We start from the raw sequence: 19,525 nt of genomic DNA, 5'->3' as shown, positions 1-19,525 counted from the left end.
CCCGCTGTATCGCGTTTTATGGTGCAAAAAGTATTTTCAATTACTTTTGAAACACCAGCGATGGCATTTTTCAAATAAAAATGAGTTCCAGAATGTTTAAATTTAAGTTTGTCACGTATGTGTTATTCATCGTTGCTATATGCAACTTTCATAATTTAGCTCAAGCACAACAAGTTGTTGAGCAGCCAAAGCTCAAGGTATACAAAACACCAACATGTGGGTGTTGTGTTAAATGGTTAAGTCATTTGTCTCAACAAGGTATCACTTATCAAGTATATGATTTGCCGGATTTGGGGAGTGTGAAAAATCAATTAAACGTTAAGCCGCGTTATCAGTCTTGCCATACTGGTGTGAGTGGTGGTGGTTATGTTTTTGAGGGCCATGTACCCGCGAAATTCATCAAGCAATTTTTAGCTACACCGGTGAAAGGGGCGATCGGTTTATCTGTGCCAGCTATGCCACTTGGCTCCCCAGGCATGGAAGTCGGTCAGCGTTTTCACCCATATCAAGTATTGGTGTTGATGGCTGACGGCAGTAGCCAAGTATTTGCTGAAATTAGTAAATATGAGGAGCAATTTTAATGTGGGTTTTAATTGTTCAATTGATGGCTGCTGGTGTATTCAATAATTTTCAGCCAGATGAAGTAATGCCTTTGATGGATTGGGGGAAAATATGATGAGTACGTCAGTTGTAAAAATAATAATAGCTCTGACTGTAGGTATTGTGATTGGCGCAGGTGTTGTTGCTTTGCGCGATAGTCAACATACGATGGTCGATGTCCATGAAAGCGCTGCTGATGAAAAAAAGCCGCTGTACTGGGTTGCGCCAATGGATGCGAATTATCGCCGCGACCAGCCAGGCAAATCGCCAATGGGTATGGACCTTGTTCCCGTTTATGAAGAGTCTCAGGGCGAGGACAAGTTTGGCCCTGGGGTGGTAAAAATCGCTCCCCATGTTGTCAATAACCTTGGGGTTAGAACGGCCAAAGTGACATTAGGCGCATTGCAGCAAGATATTCATACTGTGGGTTATGTGCAATATGATGAACATAGATTAGTTCACATTCACCCTCGTGTAGATGGTTGGGTAGACAACCTATATGTGAAGGCTGTAGGTGATGAGGTTGAACAAGGGCAGGCCCTTTATGATTTGTACTCACCTGAGTTAGTTAATGCACAAAAAGAGATGTTGGTCGCGTTGAATCAGGCTGATCAACAATTGATTGAGGCAGCTACGAAGCGGTTACGCGCGTTAAAAATGTCGACCGATTTTATTGAACAGTTGATAAAAACCAAGCAAGTCCGCCAAACAGTCACCTTTTATACACCACAATCTGGTGTCGTTAAAAACCTCAAAATCCGTGAAGGTTATTATGTTCAGCCTGGTACGACGATGATGAGCATAGGTCAGCTTGATCATGTTTGGGTGGAGGTTGAGGTATTTGAACGCGAAGCAAGTCTTATTAAAGCCGGGCTACCGGTTTTAATGACGTTAGATTATTTACCGAGTAGGTCGTGGCAAGGGCTGGTCGATTATGTTTACCCTAGTTTGGATGCCTCAAACCGCACCTTGCGTGTGCGGCTCAAATTTACGAATACTGATAAAGCCCTCAAGCCCAATATGTTTGCTCGAGTACAGATTAAGCCAGAACGTACTCAAAATACACTGTTGGTACCAAAAGGATCCGTTATTAGAACCGGCGCTCAAAATCGAGTGGTATTAGCATTGGGAGAGGGACAATTTAAGTCGGTTGCAGTCGAAATTGGTCGCATTGATGATACGCATATTGAAATTATATCAGGGCTAAATGAAGACGAGGCGGTGGTGACGTCTGCTCAGTTTTTGATTGACTCAGAGTCGAGTAAAAGCTCGGATTTTAAGCGTATGACGTTCGATGACAAACCAAAATCAGTGTGGATGCAAGGTGAAGTGCATAGCGTAACAGAGCAAAGCAGACAAATAAATGTGACACATGAACCTGTTGATGCATGGAATTGGCCAGAGATGACGATGGACTTTGAGGTTGGGCAAGAGGTTGATCTCGATGTATTAAAAGCGGGTCAAACACTGCACTTTGAGGTGACACTGCTTGAGTCTGGTAGCTATCAGGTGACAGGAATACACATTATGGCTGAGCCGCAAATTCCTACGGCAACGGTCAAAGGCGTAATTAATCATGTTTCTCACCGTGATCGCACGGTAAACATCAGTCGCGAGGCGATTGAGAAGTGGAATAGAGCTGCTGCAACTATGGACTTTGTGGTGGACGGATCAATACCACTAGCAGATTTTAAAGTTGCTCAGGAAATTACGTTTACTTTTGAGGTCAGAGACGATTTAGTCATCGTTGACATAAAAGATGTTAACAGCGGTGAGCATGACACTCATGCAGGCCATTGATAGGAGTTCGATGTGATTGAATCAATTATCAAGTGGTCGGTAAGCAATCGGTTTTTGGTACTGTTGCTGACAGTTATTTTAACTTTTGGCGGCTTGTATTCATTAAAGCAAACCCCAGTGGATGCCATTCCCGATTTATCTGATGTGCAGGTGATTATAAAAACAAGTTACCCGGGGCAAGCGCCTCAAGTGGTGCAAGATCAAGTCACTTTTCCCTTGAGTACCGCTATGCTGTCAGTGCCAGGCGCAAAAACGGTGCGCGGATTTTCGTTTTTTGGTGACTCTTACGTCTACATTATTTTTGAGGATGATACAGACATGTACTGGGCACGTAGTCGTGTGCTTGAGTATTTGAATCAGGCTGCCAGTGACCTACCAAGTTCTGCAAAGCCGCAGCTTGGACCGGACGCTACTGGCGTAGGCTGGATTTATATCTATGCATTGACAGATAAAACGGGTCGCCATGACCTGAGTCAGCTACGAAGCCTTCAAGATTGGTTTTTAAAGTATGAATTACAGACGGTATCCGGCGTGTCAGAAGTGGCTACTGTCGGGGGTATGGTTAAACAGTATCAAGTGGAAGTTGACCCTGACAAACTCAGAGCTTATGGCATTCCTTTAAGCTTGATTAAAATTGCTTTGCAGCAAGGTAATCAAGAAATGGGCGCCTCAGTAATTGAAATGGCTGAAGCTGAGTATATGGTAACGGCAACAGGTTACATAAATAAGCTGTCTGATATTGCCCAGATCCCGCTCGGGGTGAGTGAAAATGGTGTGCCTTTGACCATTGCAAACGTAGCTGATGTGCGTTTGGGACCGCAAATGCGTCGTGGTATCGCTGAACTTAATGGCGAAGGGGAAGTGGTCGGCGGTATTGTGGTGATGCGCTCCGGTGAAAATGCGCAGGCGACCATTGAAGGGGTAAAGGAAAAGCTTGCTTCTTTGAAGGGATCTTTACCTGAAGGCGTTGAGGTTGTGCCTGTATATGACCGCGCTCAGTTAATCGAAGCAGCAGTGGATAACTTATGGCAAAAGCTAGCAGAAGAACTGTTAGTGGTGGCTGTGATCTGTGTTGTGTTTTTATTTCACTTGAGGTCTTCGGTGGTCGCCGTTGTTTCATTACCACTTGGCATTTTAGCCTCATTCATCATCATGCACTTACAGGGCATAAACGCCAATATCATGTCGTTAGGCGGTATTGCAATAGCCATTGGCGCGATGACAGATGGGGCGATTGTGATGATTGAAAATATGCACAAGCATATGGAAAAAACGCCACTGACGGATGAAAATCGCTGGGAAATTGTGACTAAAGCCGCTTGTGAAGTCGGACCAGCGTTATTTTTTAGCCTTCTTATCATCACAGTATCATTTTTACCGGTATTTATTTTGGAAGCGCAAGAAGGCAGGATGTTTGAACCTCTTGCTTATACTAAAACTTATGCCATGGCGGCATCCGCTGGTTTAGCCATTACTTTGGTACCTGTACTGATGGGGTACTTTATTCGTGGCAAGGTGATATCCGAGAGGAAAAACCCGTTAAACCGAGTCTTAACGGCAGTGTATATGCCTGTATTAAAGCAAGTAATGCGTTTTCCTAAAAGCACGATTATATTGGCTGTACTCATTACAGTTGCTGGGTTTTATCCGGTCAATAAGATTGGTAGTGAATTTATGCCGCCACTGGATGAAGGCGACTTGATGTACATGCCTACTACGTATCCCGGTATTTCTATTGCCAAAGCCCGCGAGCTCTTACAGCAAACTGATAAGTTAATCCGCACTGTGCCTGAGGTTAACAATGTATTTGGCAAGGTGGGACGTGCAGAAACGGCAACCGATCCAGCGCCATTGACTATGATTGAGACCTTCATTCAATTAAAGCCAAAATCTCAATGGCGAGAGGGGGTTACAACAGAAAGTTTAAAGGCGGAGTTGGATAGTTTGGTTAAATTCCCCGGCTTAACGAATGCTTGGGTCATGCCGATAAAAACGCGCATAGATATGTTAGCAACGGGGATCAAAACGTCTGTGGGTATAAAGGTCGCAGGCCCTGACTTGGACGTCATTCAAGAGATCGGCCAGCAAATTGAGGCAATTTTACCTGCACTTGAGGGAACCGCTTCCGTTTACTCTGAGCGCGTTGCTGGAGGCCGTTATATTAAAGTCGACATTTCTCGCATACAGGCCAGTCGCTTTGGGCTCAATATAGCTGATATTCAGCAGGTCGTGGCTAGCGCCATAGGTGGAGCAACTGTCACCCAAACTATAGAAGGTCAAGAGCGATATCCAGTGAATATTCGCTACCCTCAGGACTATAGAGACTCCCCAGAGACATTAGCCAAGTTGCCTATGGTGACACCATCAGGCGCTCAAATCACCCTTGGTGATGTTGCTCGTATTTATATTGATACGGGACCGGCTAGCATCAAAAGTGAAAATGCGCGGCTCAATGGTTGGACTTATATTGATATCGAGGGTGTTGATATCGGTTCTTATGTGAACAATGCGCGCGCTTTCTTAGAGCAAGAGTTAGACTTACCAACCGGGTATTCCCTTTCTTGGGCTGGTCAATATGAATATATGCAAAGAGCGCAAGAGAAATTATCTTATGTGTTGCCTTTAACGTTGGCAATCATTGTCATATTGCTATATCTGAATTTCAGAGCCATGACTGAAGTTTTGATGATCATGGTGACACTGCCAATGGCTATGATTGGTGGGATCTGGTTGATGTACTTTGAAGGCTTTAACTTTTCTGTGGCTGTTGGCGTTGGGTTTATAGCGTTAGCAGGTGTCGCGGTGGAGATTGGGGTGATTATGCTGGTGTATTTAAACCAAGCTCTCCAGTCTCTTAAAGAGCGCGCTTCGCAGACAGGCGCTTCAATTTCGCTAGAAGAGTATCAAAATGCGCTGTTACATGGCGCTGGCCTTAGAGTGAGGCCCGTTATGATGACAGTGACGACCATTATTGTCGGGTTACTACCCATTTTATACGGTGCCGGTGCTGGCTCTGAAGTGATGAGCCGAATTGCAGCGCCTTTGGTTGGTGGCATGACGAGTGCTGTGGTGTTAACTTTAATCGTTTTGCCTGCTCTGTATTCCTTAATAAAGCGCAAAGAGGTGACGAGGTTAAATAAGGAGATTGAAATGGATGTGCCTAGCCGAGGCTAATCTAAACAAGAAGTAATGCTTAGCAAGCATTACTTCTTTTTAATAATTTACAAACTATAGGTTAAGTTTATAAATGGTGTTGTTTAGTATTGCTGGAAACACGCATTTAGACCATTTGTAGGGCACAGTTCAGGTTCACCACCAGCGACCAAGTGTGTCTGCTTTGGTTGTAGTACTTTGCTGTTAGATAATTTTTTGAGTGAGTTCTTTTTGATAGTGAGTTTCATGATTTTCCTTATTTATTATTTTTTCAACTAAATCATCACTAATCTAACAATACATGAAGGGGAAAGTAAATGGTCAATGATGGATACTCATGAAATTCATTGTGGTTGATATAATTGAGTCATCAGAACCTACTGTTTAAATACCAATTTATTATCACCACTGCAATGATGGTTTAGCTTCAATATGCAGTGTATGATAGGGGACAGTTGAAATTTGTAGAGTGATAGGGTTGGGTAATGAGCCAATATTTAGACTTATGTCAGCGCATTGTTGATGAGGGAAAATGGGTTGAGAACAAAAGAACAGGAAAAAGGTGCCTTACGATAATCAATGCTGATTTAACCTATCATGTCGATAAAAATGAATTTCCTCTTGATACAACAAGAAAAAGTTTCTGGAAAGCTGCAATTGCTGAACTGCTTGGGTATTTGCGAGGATATGACAGTGCGGCCCAATTTAGAGAAATTGGCTGTAATACTTGGAATGCAAACGCAAATGAAAACCAAGACTGGTTAAATAATCCAAATCGTAAAGGTGAAGACGATATGGGGTTTGTTTATGGTGCAGTAGCCAGAAATTTCCCAAAACCAGATGGTGGCAGTGTTGATTTAATTAAGCAGGTGATTAATGACTTATCGAAGGGCATTGATAACCGAGGCGAAATTATCACTTTTTATCACCCTGGATCGTTTCATTTGGGCTGCTTGCGCCCATGTATGTTCCAGCATCAATTTTCAATTCTTGATGGCGTATTGTATTTGAATAGCTACCAGCGAAGCCAAGATGTGCCTCTGGGCGGTAATTTTAACGCGATACAAGTCTTTACTTTATTAAAGCTAGTGGCACAGATCACAGGACTTGAAGCAGGCAAAGCGTTTCATAAAATTGTTAATGCACATATCTATGAAGATCAACTAGAATTGATGCGTGATGTGCAGTTAAAGCGTACGCCTTTTGAGTCACCTCAGCTTCATATCAACCCAGAGATTAAAACGTTTGAAGATTTAGAAACTTGGGTGACTTTGGATGATTTTGAAGTGACTAATTATCAACACCACGAGGCTATTCAATATCCATTCTCTGTCTAATACTATGAATTATATACGGTGAGATGATTTTGTCTCACCTTTTCCATCACTCTTTTGTTTATCATCTTTTAGTATTGTTCCTATTTCTCCCCATTTTTATCAATCTGGCTGTAAATCATTCAAAATAAATGCTTTTTGTCTTATTTTAGTGGACAAACCAGTCTTTTTTAGTCAGTCTAATGACCTAGCTTAAGGGAAATAGCGTTTATTTAGTTGGGTTAAGGTGGGATGTGTTGTATGCCTTGCAAGTTACAAATATCAACTTTTGCATTAGTTTTTATCATAATGTGCTTGGCGGGCTGTGCAAGTTCAGATCTAACATTGGATGAAAAAATTGCCCAACAAGAAAAAATTCATGCACATAAGGTCATGGTGGAATCTTACACGAAGAATAAGGCCAGCATTGAGCGGTTAGCAAAAATGGAAGGCGATTTGACTCAATTATTGAGCTTACTCGCAGTTCAATCTGATGTGCCAGATATTCATAGCTATATAGAACCTAAACAAACTCTAGTTCAACATAAGGCTGAAGTCACCCAACATGAGCCTGTTGACAAGCAGGAAATCAGTGATGGTGCAAATGTAAAAGTTTCACAAAAGAAGATGAACTTGTTAGTACCTGACTTTGTATTAGGTCTGCATTTGAGGCAACACACAGCACTTTCACAAATACAGGCTATTCAATCTCGAATTCATATGATAAGGCAAAATTATCCACTGGTTTTTAATTCCGTGGATACGCGAATTTTGGAGCCAGATCCAAATCGCACACTTTTTTACGTTATCGCTTATGGCTTTTCATCTTACCAAGAAGCTGGGGTTTTTTGTAAGGCGATGTCGAGTGTGGCGAAGCGTTGCGCTGAATTGCAAAATAATATATAAATGTATGTATATGGGTACAGATTTTTGTCCATCAAAGGAATTTTCGCATGTGTTTTAGAGTTTAGGCTCTTATTACATCGATCGCGAGAGCAGTAGTTTAAATCACTCTTAATTACTTACGGTGATTTATAAAGGATAATTTTATGAAAAATAAGTTTAAATATTTCGGCCTTGCGGCAACTATTACAGCATTACCGTTAACGACAATGGCGGGTGAGCAGGCAACATTTGAGGCTAAAGTCGAAGTAAAAAATGCATTCTCGTTGCAAAAACAGCAAGATTTAGACTTCGGTACTATTCGTGCTAAGGCGGATAACGTGGGTACAGATAAAGCGACTCTGGTTATTCCTGCAGATAAGACTATAGGTCCAACACCTGATTCAACGAATAAGGCAACAGCTGAAATTGCGATTTTAAATGCAGGTAGTCCTGCGCAATTTAAAATTTCAGGGGTTGTTCCTTTTGCCACACTCACAATCACAGACCCAGTCGAGACCAATATCTCTTTAACGACTAGTGGTTCGGCGGCAGGCTTTACTTTGGGCTCATACACATACTTTGTTGAAACGGGCGCTTCTAACTCAACGCCTGTGGTAGGTAATCAGATTCAGGTTGATGCTTTAGGTGAGGCGGTTTTTAATTTAGGAGCAACTTTGTCGACCACAAATAATAACGCTGCGAATTATTTGGATGGCAGCTATGTTGGTACTTTTACATTAGAAGTTAGTTACTAACTTCTTGGTAAGTAAATGTTGAAAGAATCCCAAGATTCAGCGGTTCAGAGCATAAAATCACGAACCGCCGTATTTGGGTTATGCTTGATAGTCAGTCTTCCTGTACTTGGTAGGGTAGATGTACTTACGCCTTTAGATTTTGGCACTATATTAATTTCAGATCACAGCCAGACGAGTCGTGTTAAAATCGGTGTAAATGGGCAAAATACGACAAGCGGAGCGGTTCATTTGGTCTCTGGCGGCAATGCTGCAGAGCTGGGTTTATCTTCGTTGCCTCCTTTGCATCAAATCTCTGTGTCAACCAGCATTGTCACACCTTTACTGTCGCACTCTAACTTATATGTCCCCGGTATAAAACTGGTGCAGTTAGAGCATATCAATAGTGTTGTCAGCGATTCGCAAGGAAATGCTGCCCTCAAAATTGGTGGCACAATCGAAGTGAGTGCACAACCATCCCAGTATCCAGATGGCACATATCGCGTCTGGGCAAATATTGAATTGAATTATTAAATACTTCTTATGAAAAAATATATTTTTTGTCTTGCTGTTATGGCGATGTCAGTTTTTAGTCAAGGAGTAAATGCCTCTTTGATGATTTCACCTACCCGTGTTGTGTTTGATGAACGGCAGCGCACAGCGAAAGTGTTCTTAATAAATAATGGCTCTGAAGCAAAAACGTACCGCTTGGGCTGGAAAGAGAAGCGTGCATTGGCAAAAGGGGGTTATCAAGACTTAACGGCTGAACAAGCGGGCCCGTGGAAGCTCAGCGAGTTAATGAGAATGACGCCAAGACAAGTTCATTTAGCGCCTGGTGAGCGACAAGTTGTGAAATTAGCATTAAGACGAAAACAAGGGATGCGTGATGGCGAATATCGCTCACACTTGCTGTTTCAAGCATTGCCAACAGAGAATCCAGGTCAATCAGAAGCGATAGGGATTAGCCTCAATATGATATTGAGCTACAGTATTCCGGTCATGTATCGAAAAGGGGTTGATGTACCGCAGGTAACCGTTAGCTCTGCGCAATATACTTCGAACATTCACGGGCAACCAGTTATCGCGGTTAAATTAAAAAGAAGTGGCGCAGCAAGCGCATTGGGAAAGTTGACAGCGCATTGGCAGCCGAACGGTAAAAAAGAGTGGACTAAAGTCGCTATAGCCAATAACTATGCAATTTATCCTGAGGTAGACGAAACCAGTGTTGAGTTGAATATTTTACAAGGTCAGGCTATTCGTGGTTCAGGTCAATTAAAGCTGATGTATACCGGTCAAGAGGAATATCGAGATACGGTTTTCTCACAGCGTATTTTCAATGTGATTGCTCAATAAAATCGTGCTACATAGGCTTTGTATTGTCGCACTACTGAGTATATGTGCGACAATGACGCTGGTTACTTTTGCCAAACAAGATGGTATTAATGCGCATAATGAGAGGGTGCTCAGTTATGGGAGCAACCGTATTCAAAGTGGTGAAGCACTTTTTTTATCACTGTATGTTGATAAATATTACCTGTCAGAAGTGTTTGCAATCAAGAGTGACAATGGCGTTTTATTAGAGCTACAAAGCCTTTTCTCTGCATTGGATTTTGCGATAGCATCTGACGATGACGGCAAGGGTTATTCCGGGTGGTATATTGAACAGGCACAAGTCTTCTCTTTAAATTTGACGACCCTTCGCGTCCGTACTGGACAGGCTGAGGAGCAATTAAACGCACAAGACATCATGGAAACCCAAGGCGAAGTGTATGTCGATGCAACCTTACTGGCCAAGTGGTTCAAATTACATTTCAACATCAATTACCAAGATCTCAAGCTGAAAGTTTTTAGCGAGCAAAAGCTTCCCATTGAAATGCGTTTAGCAAGACAGGATCGTCGCTTTGCAGCCAAGTCTGTGAGGCAATCTTCTGTATTGCCTTGGAAAGAGACGCCATATCAAGTGTGGAGCCCTCCACTGTTTGATATACAAGCGTCACTGAATACCACGAATGAAAGTGACACACGTCTTTCAGTCTCTATGTTAGGGAGTCAAGACCTGGCTTATTGGAATGCGAATTACTTTTTAAGTGGTCGCAATGGCAATTTGTTAGATGAAGGACGAGTGAATATAACCAGAGAAGAGAAAGAAGGCATTGCACTTGGCCCGCTGACAATAAATAAAGTAGAAGCTGGGGATATTATTGGTACGCGTATAGGGGGGGAGTTTGTATCAACACATGCACGTGGTTTAAGGATCACGGATAGACCGCTTTTTCAGGAGATTGATACACAAGCAGTGAGAATAAGTGGTGCAATACAAGTAGGATGGGATGTCGAGCTGTACCATAATGGCTTGATGATTGATCAAAGGTTAAGCGTCCAATCTGGTTTATATGACTTTGAACATATAGAACTCTATTTTGGTAGCAATGAGTTTGAGTTGATCATGTATGGGCCCCAAGGGCAAGTTCTGCAAGAGAGCCGCTCATACTATGTGGCTGGCAGTCGTATCTCAGCAGGTAAAGGTTATTTTGATACATCGATTGTCGATATGGGAAAAACTTTATTAGGGACAGGTATCAGCACTGACAGTTATACAGGCTGGAATCTCCTCAGTCGCTATGATTATGGAATTAGTGATGCTTTATCTTTTTATTCAGGTACTCGTATTGCGCTAGAGGGGCAAGAAAATGCGTATCAGTTGAATACTGGGTTAGTTTTTGATGTATGGAAAAAAGGCATCATTAACTTTGATTACAGCCATGATGAGCGCGGCGAGCGAATATACCAACTACAAGGGCGTACTCAGATAAATCAACATGCAATAAGCGCTGTGGTATCAGATAAAAAAAGCGCGACTGATAATGAAAATGCACAATACAACAGAATACAAGATTTGACGCTTCGCGCATCAGGTCGCTTGTATCAAAATAGCGACATTCGACTGAATTATCAAAATACGCTTAATTGGCGAAAAAACCTGTCTGGCAGTGATTTTATTGCCTCTAACTTGCTTTCGGTGGCAACGAGGTTTGGTACGCTCAGTCATCAATTAGATTATACTCAGCTTGACGGAGAGCAAGCTTCTGATATACGTGGCATTGCACGCTGGCAGGGGAGAGTGGGTAGTACGTATGGCCGTGTCGGAGTTGGCTATATGTCGCAGCCGATTAGTCAATTAACGGATTACCACATACAACTTAGTCGAGTCATAAATAGCCAGCTAGGCATAGATTTAGATTATACCAAGTCTTTGTTAGATGATAATTACGAAATTGAAGCTGGTCTAAATTGGCATAACGACAAATTTAGGCTGACAGGTCAATTTAGTTACTTTCAAAATCATGACTGGCAATTTGGGCTAACAGGTCAGTTTAGCCTTGGTTATGAGGGCTATAGTAATGAGTTTTTTATCAGTGATAGACGATTAGCAAGTTCAGGCTCAGTGTTGGTAAAAGTGTACTTAGATCAAAACAATAATGCGAAGTTCGATGGCAATGATGTCATGCTTGAAGGCGTTCGGATTAAGTCTTTACAAGGATTTGCGCAAGCGTTTACTGATAGTAAAGGCACCGCTTTGCTAGGAAATATGCCTTTAAATCGTCAAACAGACATCGTACTTGATGCGGATTCTCTGCCCGATCCTTTTTATATCTCGGCCCATGATGGCCGTTCAATTACACCGAGAAAAGGGTTTATAGCTTACTTAGAATATCCAGTTGTACATGCAGGAGAGTTTGAGGGGATTGCATATCAAAAGGATCTTGAGGGTAATGAGGTGCCATTGCCTTATGCTGAAATAGAGCTCGTTAATGAGTACCAGCAAGTGGTAGAAACAGTGAAGACGGCTTATGACGGGTATTATGTATTTAGCGGGATCAGACCAGGTAACTATGAGACCAGAGTAAAAAAGCATACATCGGATCAATTTAAGCAAACTGAAAAAGTTGAAGTTGTATTTTCAAGCCAAGGAGATGTATTGCTTGAAGTGGATATGATGGTTGAACACTTGCCTAATTTAACTGGTTATGTGGCTGTGCTTGGGCAGTTTGACTCCCTCACAATTTTGCAGGCTTACGCCACGATTATTTCCAAAAAAATACCGCAAGATTTATCCAATCAAACATTTTTTATGCACGATAAAAAGCGTAACAAATATCTACTTGGTTATGGTTATTCTGAACAAGAAGGTCAGGCGGCAAGCGCTTGCCTTAATTTACAGCGAACTCAAATCTCATGTAACGTTGAGCCTATATCGGTTGTTCAATAGCAAGCATCAAGTTAGTTAATAGAATAAACAACATATGAATAACTAATCTAATAAGGTGTTTGTTTTACTTATATAGCCATCAAGTGGTTCGATTTTTGCATGTTAAAGAAGACTAACTCAGAGGTATGATAATATGCGATTTCTAATCTTGGTGTTTATGTTCTTGTTAGCAGGCTGCAGTTCGAGCGCCTGGCTACAACCAGAATCAGAAAAGGTTGAAAAACAAGCCCCCCCAGCGCGCAGTGTCCACAGCTATGTGGGAGAGATGGCTACGCAGCTTAGTCAGTATAGTCGACCTCTAAAGCCTGGTGCTTCAGTCGCTGTCACAAGCTTTTTTAAAGATAATGAATTAGGCGCCGATACCTTAAGTAATCAAGGCGCGGGTCTAAGCAATCAGGTGCAAGAAAGTTTTATCACCTATCTGACACAAATGGGGTTGCAGGTGGTTGAATTTCGGATGCAAAAGTCGATTAATTTATCAGAAGAAGCGGACACTATTTTGAGTCGCGATATTGATAAACTTAAAGAGCGACATAAGTTTGACCTGATCCTCACAGGTAGCGTAAGTGAAAGCATTAATTCCTTTACGATACATGCAAGATTAATAGATATGGTCAGTAGCAAAACCGTATCTGCGGCTTCTATAAGCCTACCCAAAGAAACCCTTTGGGGAGAAGAGCAAGTGCAAATGCGTGATGGCTTGCTGCACCGCAGCCAATATTAACGGAGAAAGATATGAAAAAGTATGCGTTATCACTTTTATTGCCTATGTTATTTGGCTGTATGAATACGGACAGTGAGCAATATGCGGGCAATGCGGTTATGGTCGATAAAAACGCGTTTGGCAGCTCTGAGAGTCAGTTTCAAGTTCATCCTGGCGGTATGCATGGGATGACTGTTTCACAGCAAATGGCGAGTCGCAATGTGACCCATTATGTACAAAACTTAATGCAAGATATGATAGGGAATCTGCGTTATGTGAACGATAGAACGCCAATTGCGGTTGCGACCTTTGTTTTTCTTGATGAAGATTATAACTATGGGTCTTTACTCGGGAATCAGTTATCTGAGAGCTTTGTCCATGAATTACATAACTTTGGGGTCCCTGTTGTAGACTTTAAAACCACAGATTTTATGCGCGTGACTAAGCAGGGCGACTTCATTTTTAGTCGTGACTTTTTAGAGCTCTCCGATGAGCATACTTTCAATTATGTGCTTGCCGGCACGTTGGCAAATCATCAAGGTGGTGTGCTGGTTAATGCACGTATTGTGGGGGTAAAAAGCAAGGCTGTTGTTGGAACTGCACAAGGTTTTTTACCGCAATCCGTCGTCAATGCGCTTCGTGATGGAATTGGTCACGATGGTATTCGCTTGGAAAGAGCAAGTAGGTAGTGGTGATGAGAACGAGTATATTGATACTGGGCTGTATAGCGCTTATGGCGGGGTGCGAAAGTTCACGGCACGCACAAATTGTTCCACAAGGTCAGCAATCAGTAAAAGATCAGCAAGCGCAGCAGTTGGCAGCTTTGGCTAATGAGTTAGATTCACAGCCGGATGTTGTCTATTCAGACCCAGGGTTTGTTACCTACGAGCATAATAAACAGCTATCTAATTATGCGGGTCAAATCGCATTAGAGTTAACAGATTCTATGACAGGGGTTTCTCCCAGAGCCGTGGCAATAACGAGTTTTGTCAGCTTTGATAGAAGCCTCAGAAGGAGTAATCAGCTTGGAAATCAGTTGGCTGAGTCCATGATCCATCAATTTCAGAAAATGGGCTACCCAGCGCTAGATTTTAAGTCTCATCGCGGGATTGCTGTGACAGTCAATGGCGACTTCGTTTTATCTCGTGACGCAAAAAGGCTGCCAAAAAGTCCGTCACCGAGTCATGTGTTAACGGGAACAATGATCTATCGCGATCGAGGTGTCGAGGTGAATACCCGGCTGCTTGATTTTGACAATCGGTTAGTGGTTGCCAGTAGCAATGTCACTATTCCTTATTTTATTCTTCATCCAAGTGCGACAGTCACTTACAAATGACAAAGATGGCCGCAGTTGTGGCCATCAGTGAAGTTGTTTTCACCTTAGAGTGATCAGATTAAATATCTAGTTACTGTTACATCTATTTTCTCAAATGACTTGTCATTGATGCCATTACACTGTTATAAATATAATTCATAAACAAATGCTTATGGTGTTTTGACACAAGTGTGTGTCCCCGTAGTTTAATGGATAAAACGGGGCCCTCCTAAGGCTTTGATGTAGGTTCGATTCCTACCGGGGACGCCATAATGCTCCTTCAATACGATATAACCGGCCTGTTATAAAGCATAATCCTCAGCAGGTGTGATGATAAGCTCCACAATGTCATTAATCTGAATGTTATTCATTGGCCTATTTTGAATATTTGTCGCGATGGCATTTTGTGCATTAACTTGTGTGACTTTGACACGATTGATGGTTTGAATACTGCGAGTAAAGAATTGATTTCTTTCGCCTGCGACATCGCTACGATGTGCAATACTCAGCACTTGGCCTATCTTAAGGCCATGTGCGCGCCCTAAGTTGATGACCAACTGGTCTTGGTCTTTATGAAGTATGCGGCCTCGTGTAGGTAAACATGCAAATGCTTGATTTAGATCTTGAGCGAGGCTATTGAAAACGCCTTGAATACGCTTTCCATAATCTGTATGCCAAAAAGTATCACTGTATACGTCGACTATTTTGGTTTTCTCATAAGGCCAAATACCCGTAACACTATAATGTTGCTGCCATACTTTGTCTTTACTGATTGCATCAAAGGCAGCAAAGTCGATTTTAAAGCTTCTCACGTATTCATCATCTTGCCAAAAAGCATATTCGCTATTTAGCTGTTGTGTATTGGCCAAATCGGTGATTTGGCTGAGCAAAACATATTGACTATTGCTAGTAGCCGTCAAGCTTTCGATAAGCTTATCATCGTAATCGAAGTTTTGTGAGAAGAAAGCACGTACATTAATACTTTTATCAATAAAGGGGATCGGTTTGACCGTCATGTTACGCTGCATCAAGGTTTGATACATGCGTTCGCTGGCTGATTTGTGTATGTCAAAAATTTGACCAAGTCTTGCTTGATGTGGTTGCATAAGCTGACTTTGCGTAATAGTGATTTGTTTATTGAAGGACTCTTCTGGACATTGCTGCTGTTTAGGAAAAATGTCTAGGTGCAGAGTGACACTCATCACACCATCTTTGGTATTTTCAGATACGAGGTTGATTTCTTGTATTTCGCCATGGCTTTTTATTTTGATGTGATCTTGAGCAAGCACACCATCAGCCAGTGTTTGCACGCTAGAAACGGTAGCACCAGAGAAAATTAGCGCTTGTGTTATTGCATCTTGAACAGCTTCCTGTCTAGCTGCTGCGCGGTCAGCGGTATAAGCATTTGCGTACCCGGTTACTTCGAACCATTCAGCGTGGGCACCAAAGCTTAATAAACAGGCTGTGATGGCTGTAATACTCGCTCTTTTCATCGTTTAATACCGTATCAAAACTTAATCTATCTTATATCTATAGCAGCAAGTCCTATGCCAATCGTATTGGCTTAATTTGTGCATGTGATCAAGCACAGAAGCAAACTTATGTAATTAGGAGTCGGTAACGTATGCGTAGGTTACTTAAAGTTAGCAAAGTTTTAGCCATCAGTGTAGTTGTTGGTCTTGCAGGCTGTAGTTCAATTATCGACAAACATGTGGAATATAGTCACGTGCAACCTGATAATTATCCTGTATTAAAAGCGATTGGTTATGCACCTTTAGATGCGCAACCTGGGGCAACAGACAGTGAGAAAATGTTGATGGCAATTAAGGTTTCTAAGTTGGAAGCTTACCGTGAACTTGCTGAGCAAGTGTATGGTCATCAACTGAATGCGACAACGACAGTGCGTGGGGTTGTTGCTCAAAATGATGGTCTACGCAGTCAGGTCCAAGGTGTAATCAGAGGTGCACGTGTACTTAAATCGTACGCAGTCGGTGACATTTACACAACCGAGCTAGAGTTAGACATGAAAACGGTGTATGACTTGTATATCGGTCAAGTTAAGCCTAAAAAGATTCAAAGAGTTACTTACTATTAGCCTAACGCAAAAAGCACGGCTTTAGCCGTGCTTTTTTGTACAAACTCAAAGCCTAAGCCTTTAAGTTTTTTACGATCTCACCGACATTTTCTACAACACTGCCATCCTCTGTGTAGGTTGTAGACGTGGGTCTACCTATGAGTATCTCTTTTAACTCTCGCACGGTCATATGTGCCAAATGCGCTGCTTTTGCATTGACTTCGTTTTGATTTTTACATTTTATGAGCAGTGAATCTATTTGCTTGGTCAAAGGGATAACATCAGGGTTTTGAAACAACTCTTTTGGATAAGTAGACAGATCTTTATCTGTTTTTTGAATGTTATTCAAAAAGGTAATTTTTTGCCGTGCAATGTCTTTTAGACCGTCTCCATTTCTAGTGCTTAAGGCGGTCAGCTCTTCATCGAGAAGCAGGGTCAAGGCTTCCAATGAAGATATTTGTGTTGTTAACTGCTGTACACACAGCTCAAGTGTTCTATCCATATAAATCAAATTCAAATGCGGCTATATTTTTTGCGAGCTTTTCAGCATCGACCTGATACTTTCCTTCTGCAATCGCTTTTTTAAGCTCTTCGACTTTTTTATTGTCGAATGCTGGTGCTTGTTGCGCCTTATCTTGCAGCCCTTTCAATTGCTGCGCTTGTGGTGTCAAGCTGACAGAGTCAGCAGCTGCTTTTTGCTGAGCGGCAGGTTTAGCTGCTGCATTATTTGCATCATTTCTTTGCAATTCAGCACGTTGTTGCTTAATATTATTAGCAACATTGTTCGGCTGATTTTGACCGTTAATGTTATTAACCATGATAGTGACCCGTATAAATAGTTGTTTCAGCCTTTTTATCGACCATTCCACTACTAACTTTAGCAAAAATTTTAAATATTGACTGCAACGGAATCAACATCTTTTACCCTCGCACTGATAGTTTTTCCAGATTTCACGTTTTTAACCCTAATTTGCTCCCCCAAATTACCATCTTGTAAGGCGATACCTTGGGTTTTAATCGCAAAATTTTTGTTCCCTGCCAAAATAATGACAGAGTCTCCCTTACATACCATGCATATCTGACGAAGGTTAATTGCTTTATCAGCTTGTATTCGGCGCTTCGTTTTGCTCCCAACTAACATATCAATACTGTCTATGTTGGAAGCGCGAATAAAGTGCTTAGGGCGCATAGCGACCTTTAAATCTTCAGCCTGTAACACTGTGCCTTTATCAAGCTGTTGCGTTGTTACAATAACAGGATACAAGGTTTCGATTTTTACATGCACAAACTGTACCCATTTCCTTTTGCCAGTGCATCTAACTTGTACCGTGACTTGGCGATTAAAAGGTGGGCTTGCCTTACTGGATACTTCTAAAGGGGATTGGCATGGCCGACTCGGGATCCTCGTATCAAGCGGTAACGCGGATATAGTTAGTACCCCTTTGGGGTCTTCAGTGCTGTGTTCTTCGACATACTTTATTGCGAGTTCCTGTACTTTAGCTGGCTCATAGGTCTGAGCATATACAGGCTGCTTGGCTAAAAAGTAAGCCAGAATGAGAAAGAATTGAACTGCAATTGTATTTTTTAACAAACTCATGATGTTTCGACTATGCTTATGGGGTGAAACAAGGTATAAAGATTTTGCGTGAATTGCTTCACCGCTTCAAGGGCAACTTTGAATGCTATATAACAAGCAAACATTGTTCCGATAAGCTGTATTTTGAGTAGGAGAATGAAATGGCAGGTATTTTAGACTCAGTTAACCAACGAACTCAGTTGGTGGGTCAAAACCGACTTGAACTATTACTCTTTCGTTTGAAGGGGCGGCAACGCTTCGGTATCAATGTTTTTAAAGTAAGAGAAGTACTTCAGTGTCCACCTCTTACTGCAATGCCAAAATCAAATTCATATGTGCGCGGTGTCGCGCATATCCGCGGGCAAACTATTTCTGTTATCGATATGTCTCTAGCCGTGGGCGGTCCTCCAATTGAAGACATTAAGAACTGTTTTGTGATCATTGCGGAGTACAACCGTTCAGTACAAGGTTTCTTGGTGGGTGCTGTAGAAAGAATTGTCAATATGAATTGGGAGCGAATTATGCCACCGCCATCAGGCGCAGGCAGATACTCTTATGTGACGGCAGTGACAGAGATTGAAGAAGAGCTGGTTGAGATTCTGGATGTTGAAAAAATCTTGAACGAAATTTGCCCCATCAATACCGAGGTCAGTGAAGAGATTGTCGCTGACGGTGAAATGCAAAAAGATCTTGGTGAGCGAATCGTATTTATCGCTGATGACTCAGCGGTTGCGCGAAATCAGGTCAAACGTGCGCTTGAGCCGTTGGGCGTGCAAACAGAGTTGGCTAAAAACGGTAAAGAAGCGTTAATTCGATTGAAAGAGATTGCAGAAGTTGATTGCCAAAATGACATCACAGAGCGTGTTGGCTTGCTTATCTCAGATGTTGAAATGCCTGAAATGGATGGTTATACGTTAACCGCAGAGATCAAGGCAGATCCAAAACTTGCACCTTTGCATGTTATCTTACACACATCGCTTAGTGGCGTATTCAATCAGGCCATGATTGAAAAAGTAGGTGCAGATGACTTTATTGCTAAATTTAACCCTGATGAACTGGCTTCGGCAGTGAAAAAGTGGGTCCATTGTGATTAATAACTGGTGGT

The 19,525-nt window shown here is 42.0% G+C and carries 19 protein-coding genes and 1 tRNA gene; 15 read left to right on the top strand and 5 right to left on the bottom strand.

The annotated features are described in order from the left end of the window. Nucleotides 1–92: 92 nt before the first annotated feature. From AC2CZC_RS02345 to AC2CZC_RS02335, 3 genes are all read left to right on the top strand, one after another. Nucleotides 93–581: a DUF411 domain-containing protein gene (locus tag AC2CZC_RS02345; RefSeq protein ID WP_484583701.1), complete on the top strand. Its 489-nt coding sequence runs from the start codon at nucleotides 93–95 to the stop codon at nucleotides 579–581. 94 nt (nucleotides 582–675) lie between these two features. Further along, complete coding sequence (locus AC2CZC_RS02340) at nucleotides 676–2,400, top strand: efflux RND transporter periplasmic adaptor subunit (RefSeq protein ID WP_484584830.1); 1,725 nt, start codon at nucleotides 676–678, stop codon at nucleotides 2,398–2,400. 12 nt (nucleotides 2,401–2,412) lie between these two features. Beyond that, a complete protein-coding gene (locus tag AC2CZC_RS02335) occupies nucleotides 2,413–5,574 on the top strand; it encodes an efflux RND transporter permease subunit (RefSeq protein ID WP_484583700.1) in 3,162 nt (1,053 codons plus the stop codon). 83 nt (nucleotides 5,575–5,657) lie between these two features. Here the strand turns inward: AC2CZC_RS02335 and AC2CZC_RS02330 are convergent, their stop codons facing one another. Further along, nucleotides 5,658–5,801, bottom strand: a complete 144-nt coding sequence (locus AC2CZC_RS02330) for a hypothetical protein (RefSeq protein ID WP_155731859.1) — start codon at nucleotides 5,799–5,801, stop codon at nucleotides 5,658–5,660. Between the two features lie 237 nt (nucleotides 5,802–6,038). On the opposite strand from AC2CZC_RS02330, the gene AC2CZC_RS02325 reads away from it, so the two are divergent. The 10 genes from AC2CZC_RS02325 to AC2CZC_RS02280 all read left to right on the top strand — a co-directional run bounded on the left by AC2CZC_RS02325 (nucleotide 6,039) and on the right by AC2CZC_RS02280 (nucleotide 15,040). Then, nucleotides 6,039–6,890 carry a thymidylate synthase gene (locus AC2CZC_RS02325; RefSeq protein WP_484583699.1) on the top strand — a complete coding sequence of 284 codons (852 nt, stop codon included), beginning with the start codon at nucleotides 6,039–6,041 and terminating at the stop codon, nucleotides 6,888–6,890. A 237-nt stretch (nucleotides 6,891–7,127) separates the two neighbouring features. Then, nucleotides 7,128–7,772, top strand: a complete 645-nt coding sequence (locus AC2CZC_RS02320; protein WP_484583698.1) for a hypothetical protein — start codon at nucleotides 7,128–7,130, stop codon at nucleotides 7,770–7,772. Between the two features lie 143 nt (nucleotides 7,773–7,915). Next, nucleotides 7,916–8,506, top strand: coding sequence for a DUF4402 domain-containing protein (locus tag AC2CZC_RS02315; protein ID WP_484583697.1), 591 nt, complete (start codon nucleotides 7,916–7,918; stop codon nucleotides 8,504–8,506). Nucleotides 8,507–8,521: 15 nt separating this feature from the next. Further along, the gene (locus AC2CZC_RS02310; RefSeq protein WP_484583696.1) at nucleotides 8,522–9,016 is read left to right on the top strand and encodes a DUF4402 domain-containing protein; all 495 of its coding nucleotides are present in this window, start codon (nucleotides 8,522–8,524) and stop codon (nucleotides 9,014–9,016) included. A 9-nt stretch (nucleotides 9,017–9,025) separates the two neighbouring features. After that, nucleotides 9,026–9,835: a fimbrial biogenesis chaperone gene (locus AC2CZC_RS02305; RefSeq protein ID WP_484583695.1), complete on the top strand. Its 810-nt coding sequence runs from the start codon at nucleotides 9,026–9,028 to the stop codon at nucleotides 9,833–9,835. Between the two features lie 52 nt (nucleotides 9,836–9,887). Then, complete coding sequence (locus tag AC2CZC_RS02300; protein WP_484583694.1) at nucleotides 9,888–12,752, top strand: carboxypeptidase regulatory-like domain-containing protein; 2,865 nt, start codon at nucleotides 9,888–9,890, stop codon at nucleotides 12,750–12,752. 133 nt (nucleotides 12,753–12,885) lie between these two features. Then, entirely contained in the window at nucleotides 12,886–13,476 is a 591-nt protein-coding gene (locus AC2CZC_RS02295) for a FlgO family outer membrane protein (RefSeq protein WP_484583693.1), read from the top strand. A gap of 11 nt (nucleotides 13,477–13,487) precedes the next feature. After that, nucleotides 13,488–14,144 (top strand): FlgO family outer membrane protein, encoded by a 657-nt coding sequence (locus AC2CZC_RS02290; RefSeq protein ID WP_484583692.1) that lies wholly within the window; start codon nucleotides 13,488–13,490, stop codon nucleotides 14,142–14,144. 5 nt (nucleotides 14,145–14,149) lie between these two features. Continuing rightward, on the top strand, nucleotides 14,150–14,791 hold the full coding sequence (locus AC2CZC_RS02285; protein ID WP_484583691.1) for a FlgO family outer membrane protein: 642 nt from the start codon (nucleotides 14,150–14,152) through the stop codon (nucleotides 14,789–14,791). Nucleotides 14,792–14,965: 174 nt separating this feature from the next. Next, nucleotides 14,966–15,040: transfer RNA gene (locus AC2CZC_RS02280), tRNA-Arg, on the top strand. A 32-nt stretch (nucleotides 15,041–15,072) separates the two neighbouring features. Here the strand turns inward: AC2CZC_RS02280 and AC2CZC_RS02275 are convergent. After that, on the bottom strand, nucleotides 15,073–16,263 hold the full coding sequence (locus tag AC2CZC_RS02275; RefSeq protein WP_484583690.1) for a flagellar assembly protein T N-terminal domain-containing protein: 1,191 nt from the start codon (nucleotides 16,261–16,263) through the stop codon (nucleotides 15,073–15,075). A 131-nt stretch (nucleotides 16,264–16,394) separates the two neighbouring features. Here AC2CZC_RS02275 and AC2CZC_RS02270 point away from each other — a divergent pair, with 131 nt between their 5' ends. Then, the gene (locus AC2CZC_RS02270; RefSeq protein ID WP_484583689.1) at nucleotides 16,395–16,865 is read left to right on the top strand and encodes an LPP20 family lipoprotein; all 471 of its coding nucleotides are present in this window, start codon (nucleotides 16,395–16,397) and stop codon (nucleotides 16,863–16,865) included. A gap of 52 nt (nucleotides 16,866–16,917) precedes the next feature. On the opposite strand, the gene flgN is transcribed toward AC2CZC_RS02270, so the two are convergent. From flgN to flgA, 3 genes are all read right to left on the bottom strand, one after another. Beyond that, nucleotides 16,918–17,346 carry a flagellar export chaperone FlgN gene (gene flgN / locus AC2CZC_RS02265; protein ID WP_484583688.1) on the bottom strand — a complete coding sequence of 143 codons (429 nt, stop codon included), beginning with the start codon at nucleotides 17,344–17,346 and terminating at the stop codon, nucleotides 16,918–16,920. Continuing rightward, nucleotides 17,339–17,662, bottom strand: a complete 324-nt coding sequence (gene flgM, locus AC2CZC_RS02260) for a flagellar biosynthesis anti-sigma factor FlgM (protein WP_484583687.1) — start codon at nucleotides 17,660–17,662, stop codon at nucleotides 17,339–17,341. The genes flgN and flgM overlap by 8 nt, the downstream gene beginning before the upstream one ends. Before the next feature lie 71 nt (nucleotides 17,663–17,733). Continuing rightward, nucleotides 17,734–18,441, bottom strand: a complete 708-nt coding sequence (flgA, locus tag AC2CZC_RS02255; protein WP_484583686.1) for a flagellar basal body P-ring formation chaperone FlgA — start codon at nucleotides 18,439–18,441, stop codon at nucleotides 17,734–17,736. Between the two features lie 140 nt (nucleotides 18,442–18,581). On the opposite strand from flgA, the gene AC2CZC_RS02250 reads away from it, so the two are divergent. Further along, nucleotides 18,582–19,514 (top strand): chemotaxis protein CheV, encoded by a 933-nt coding sequence (locus tag AC2CZC_RS02250; RefSeq protein WP_039608536.1) that lies wholly within the window; start codon nucleotides 18,582–18,584, stop codon nucleotides 19,512–19,514. Nucleotides 19,515–19,525 lie beyond the last annotated feature (11 nt).

Source organism: Pseudoalteromonas sp. MMG033, from assembly GCF_057197785.1.
Note: the sequence above shows the minus strand (reverse complement) of the source record. Positions and strands in the feature narration are given on the sequence as shown.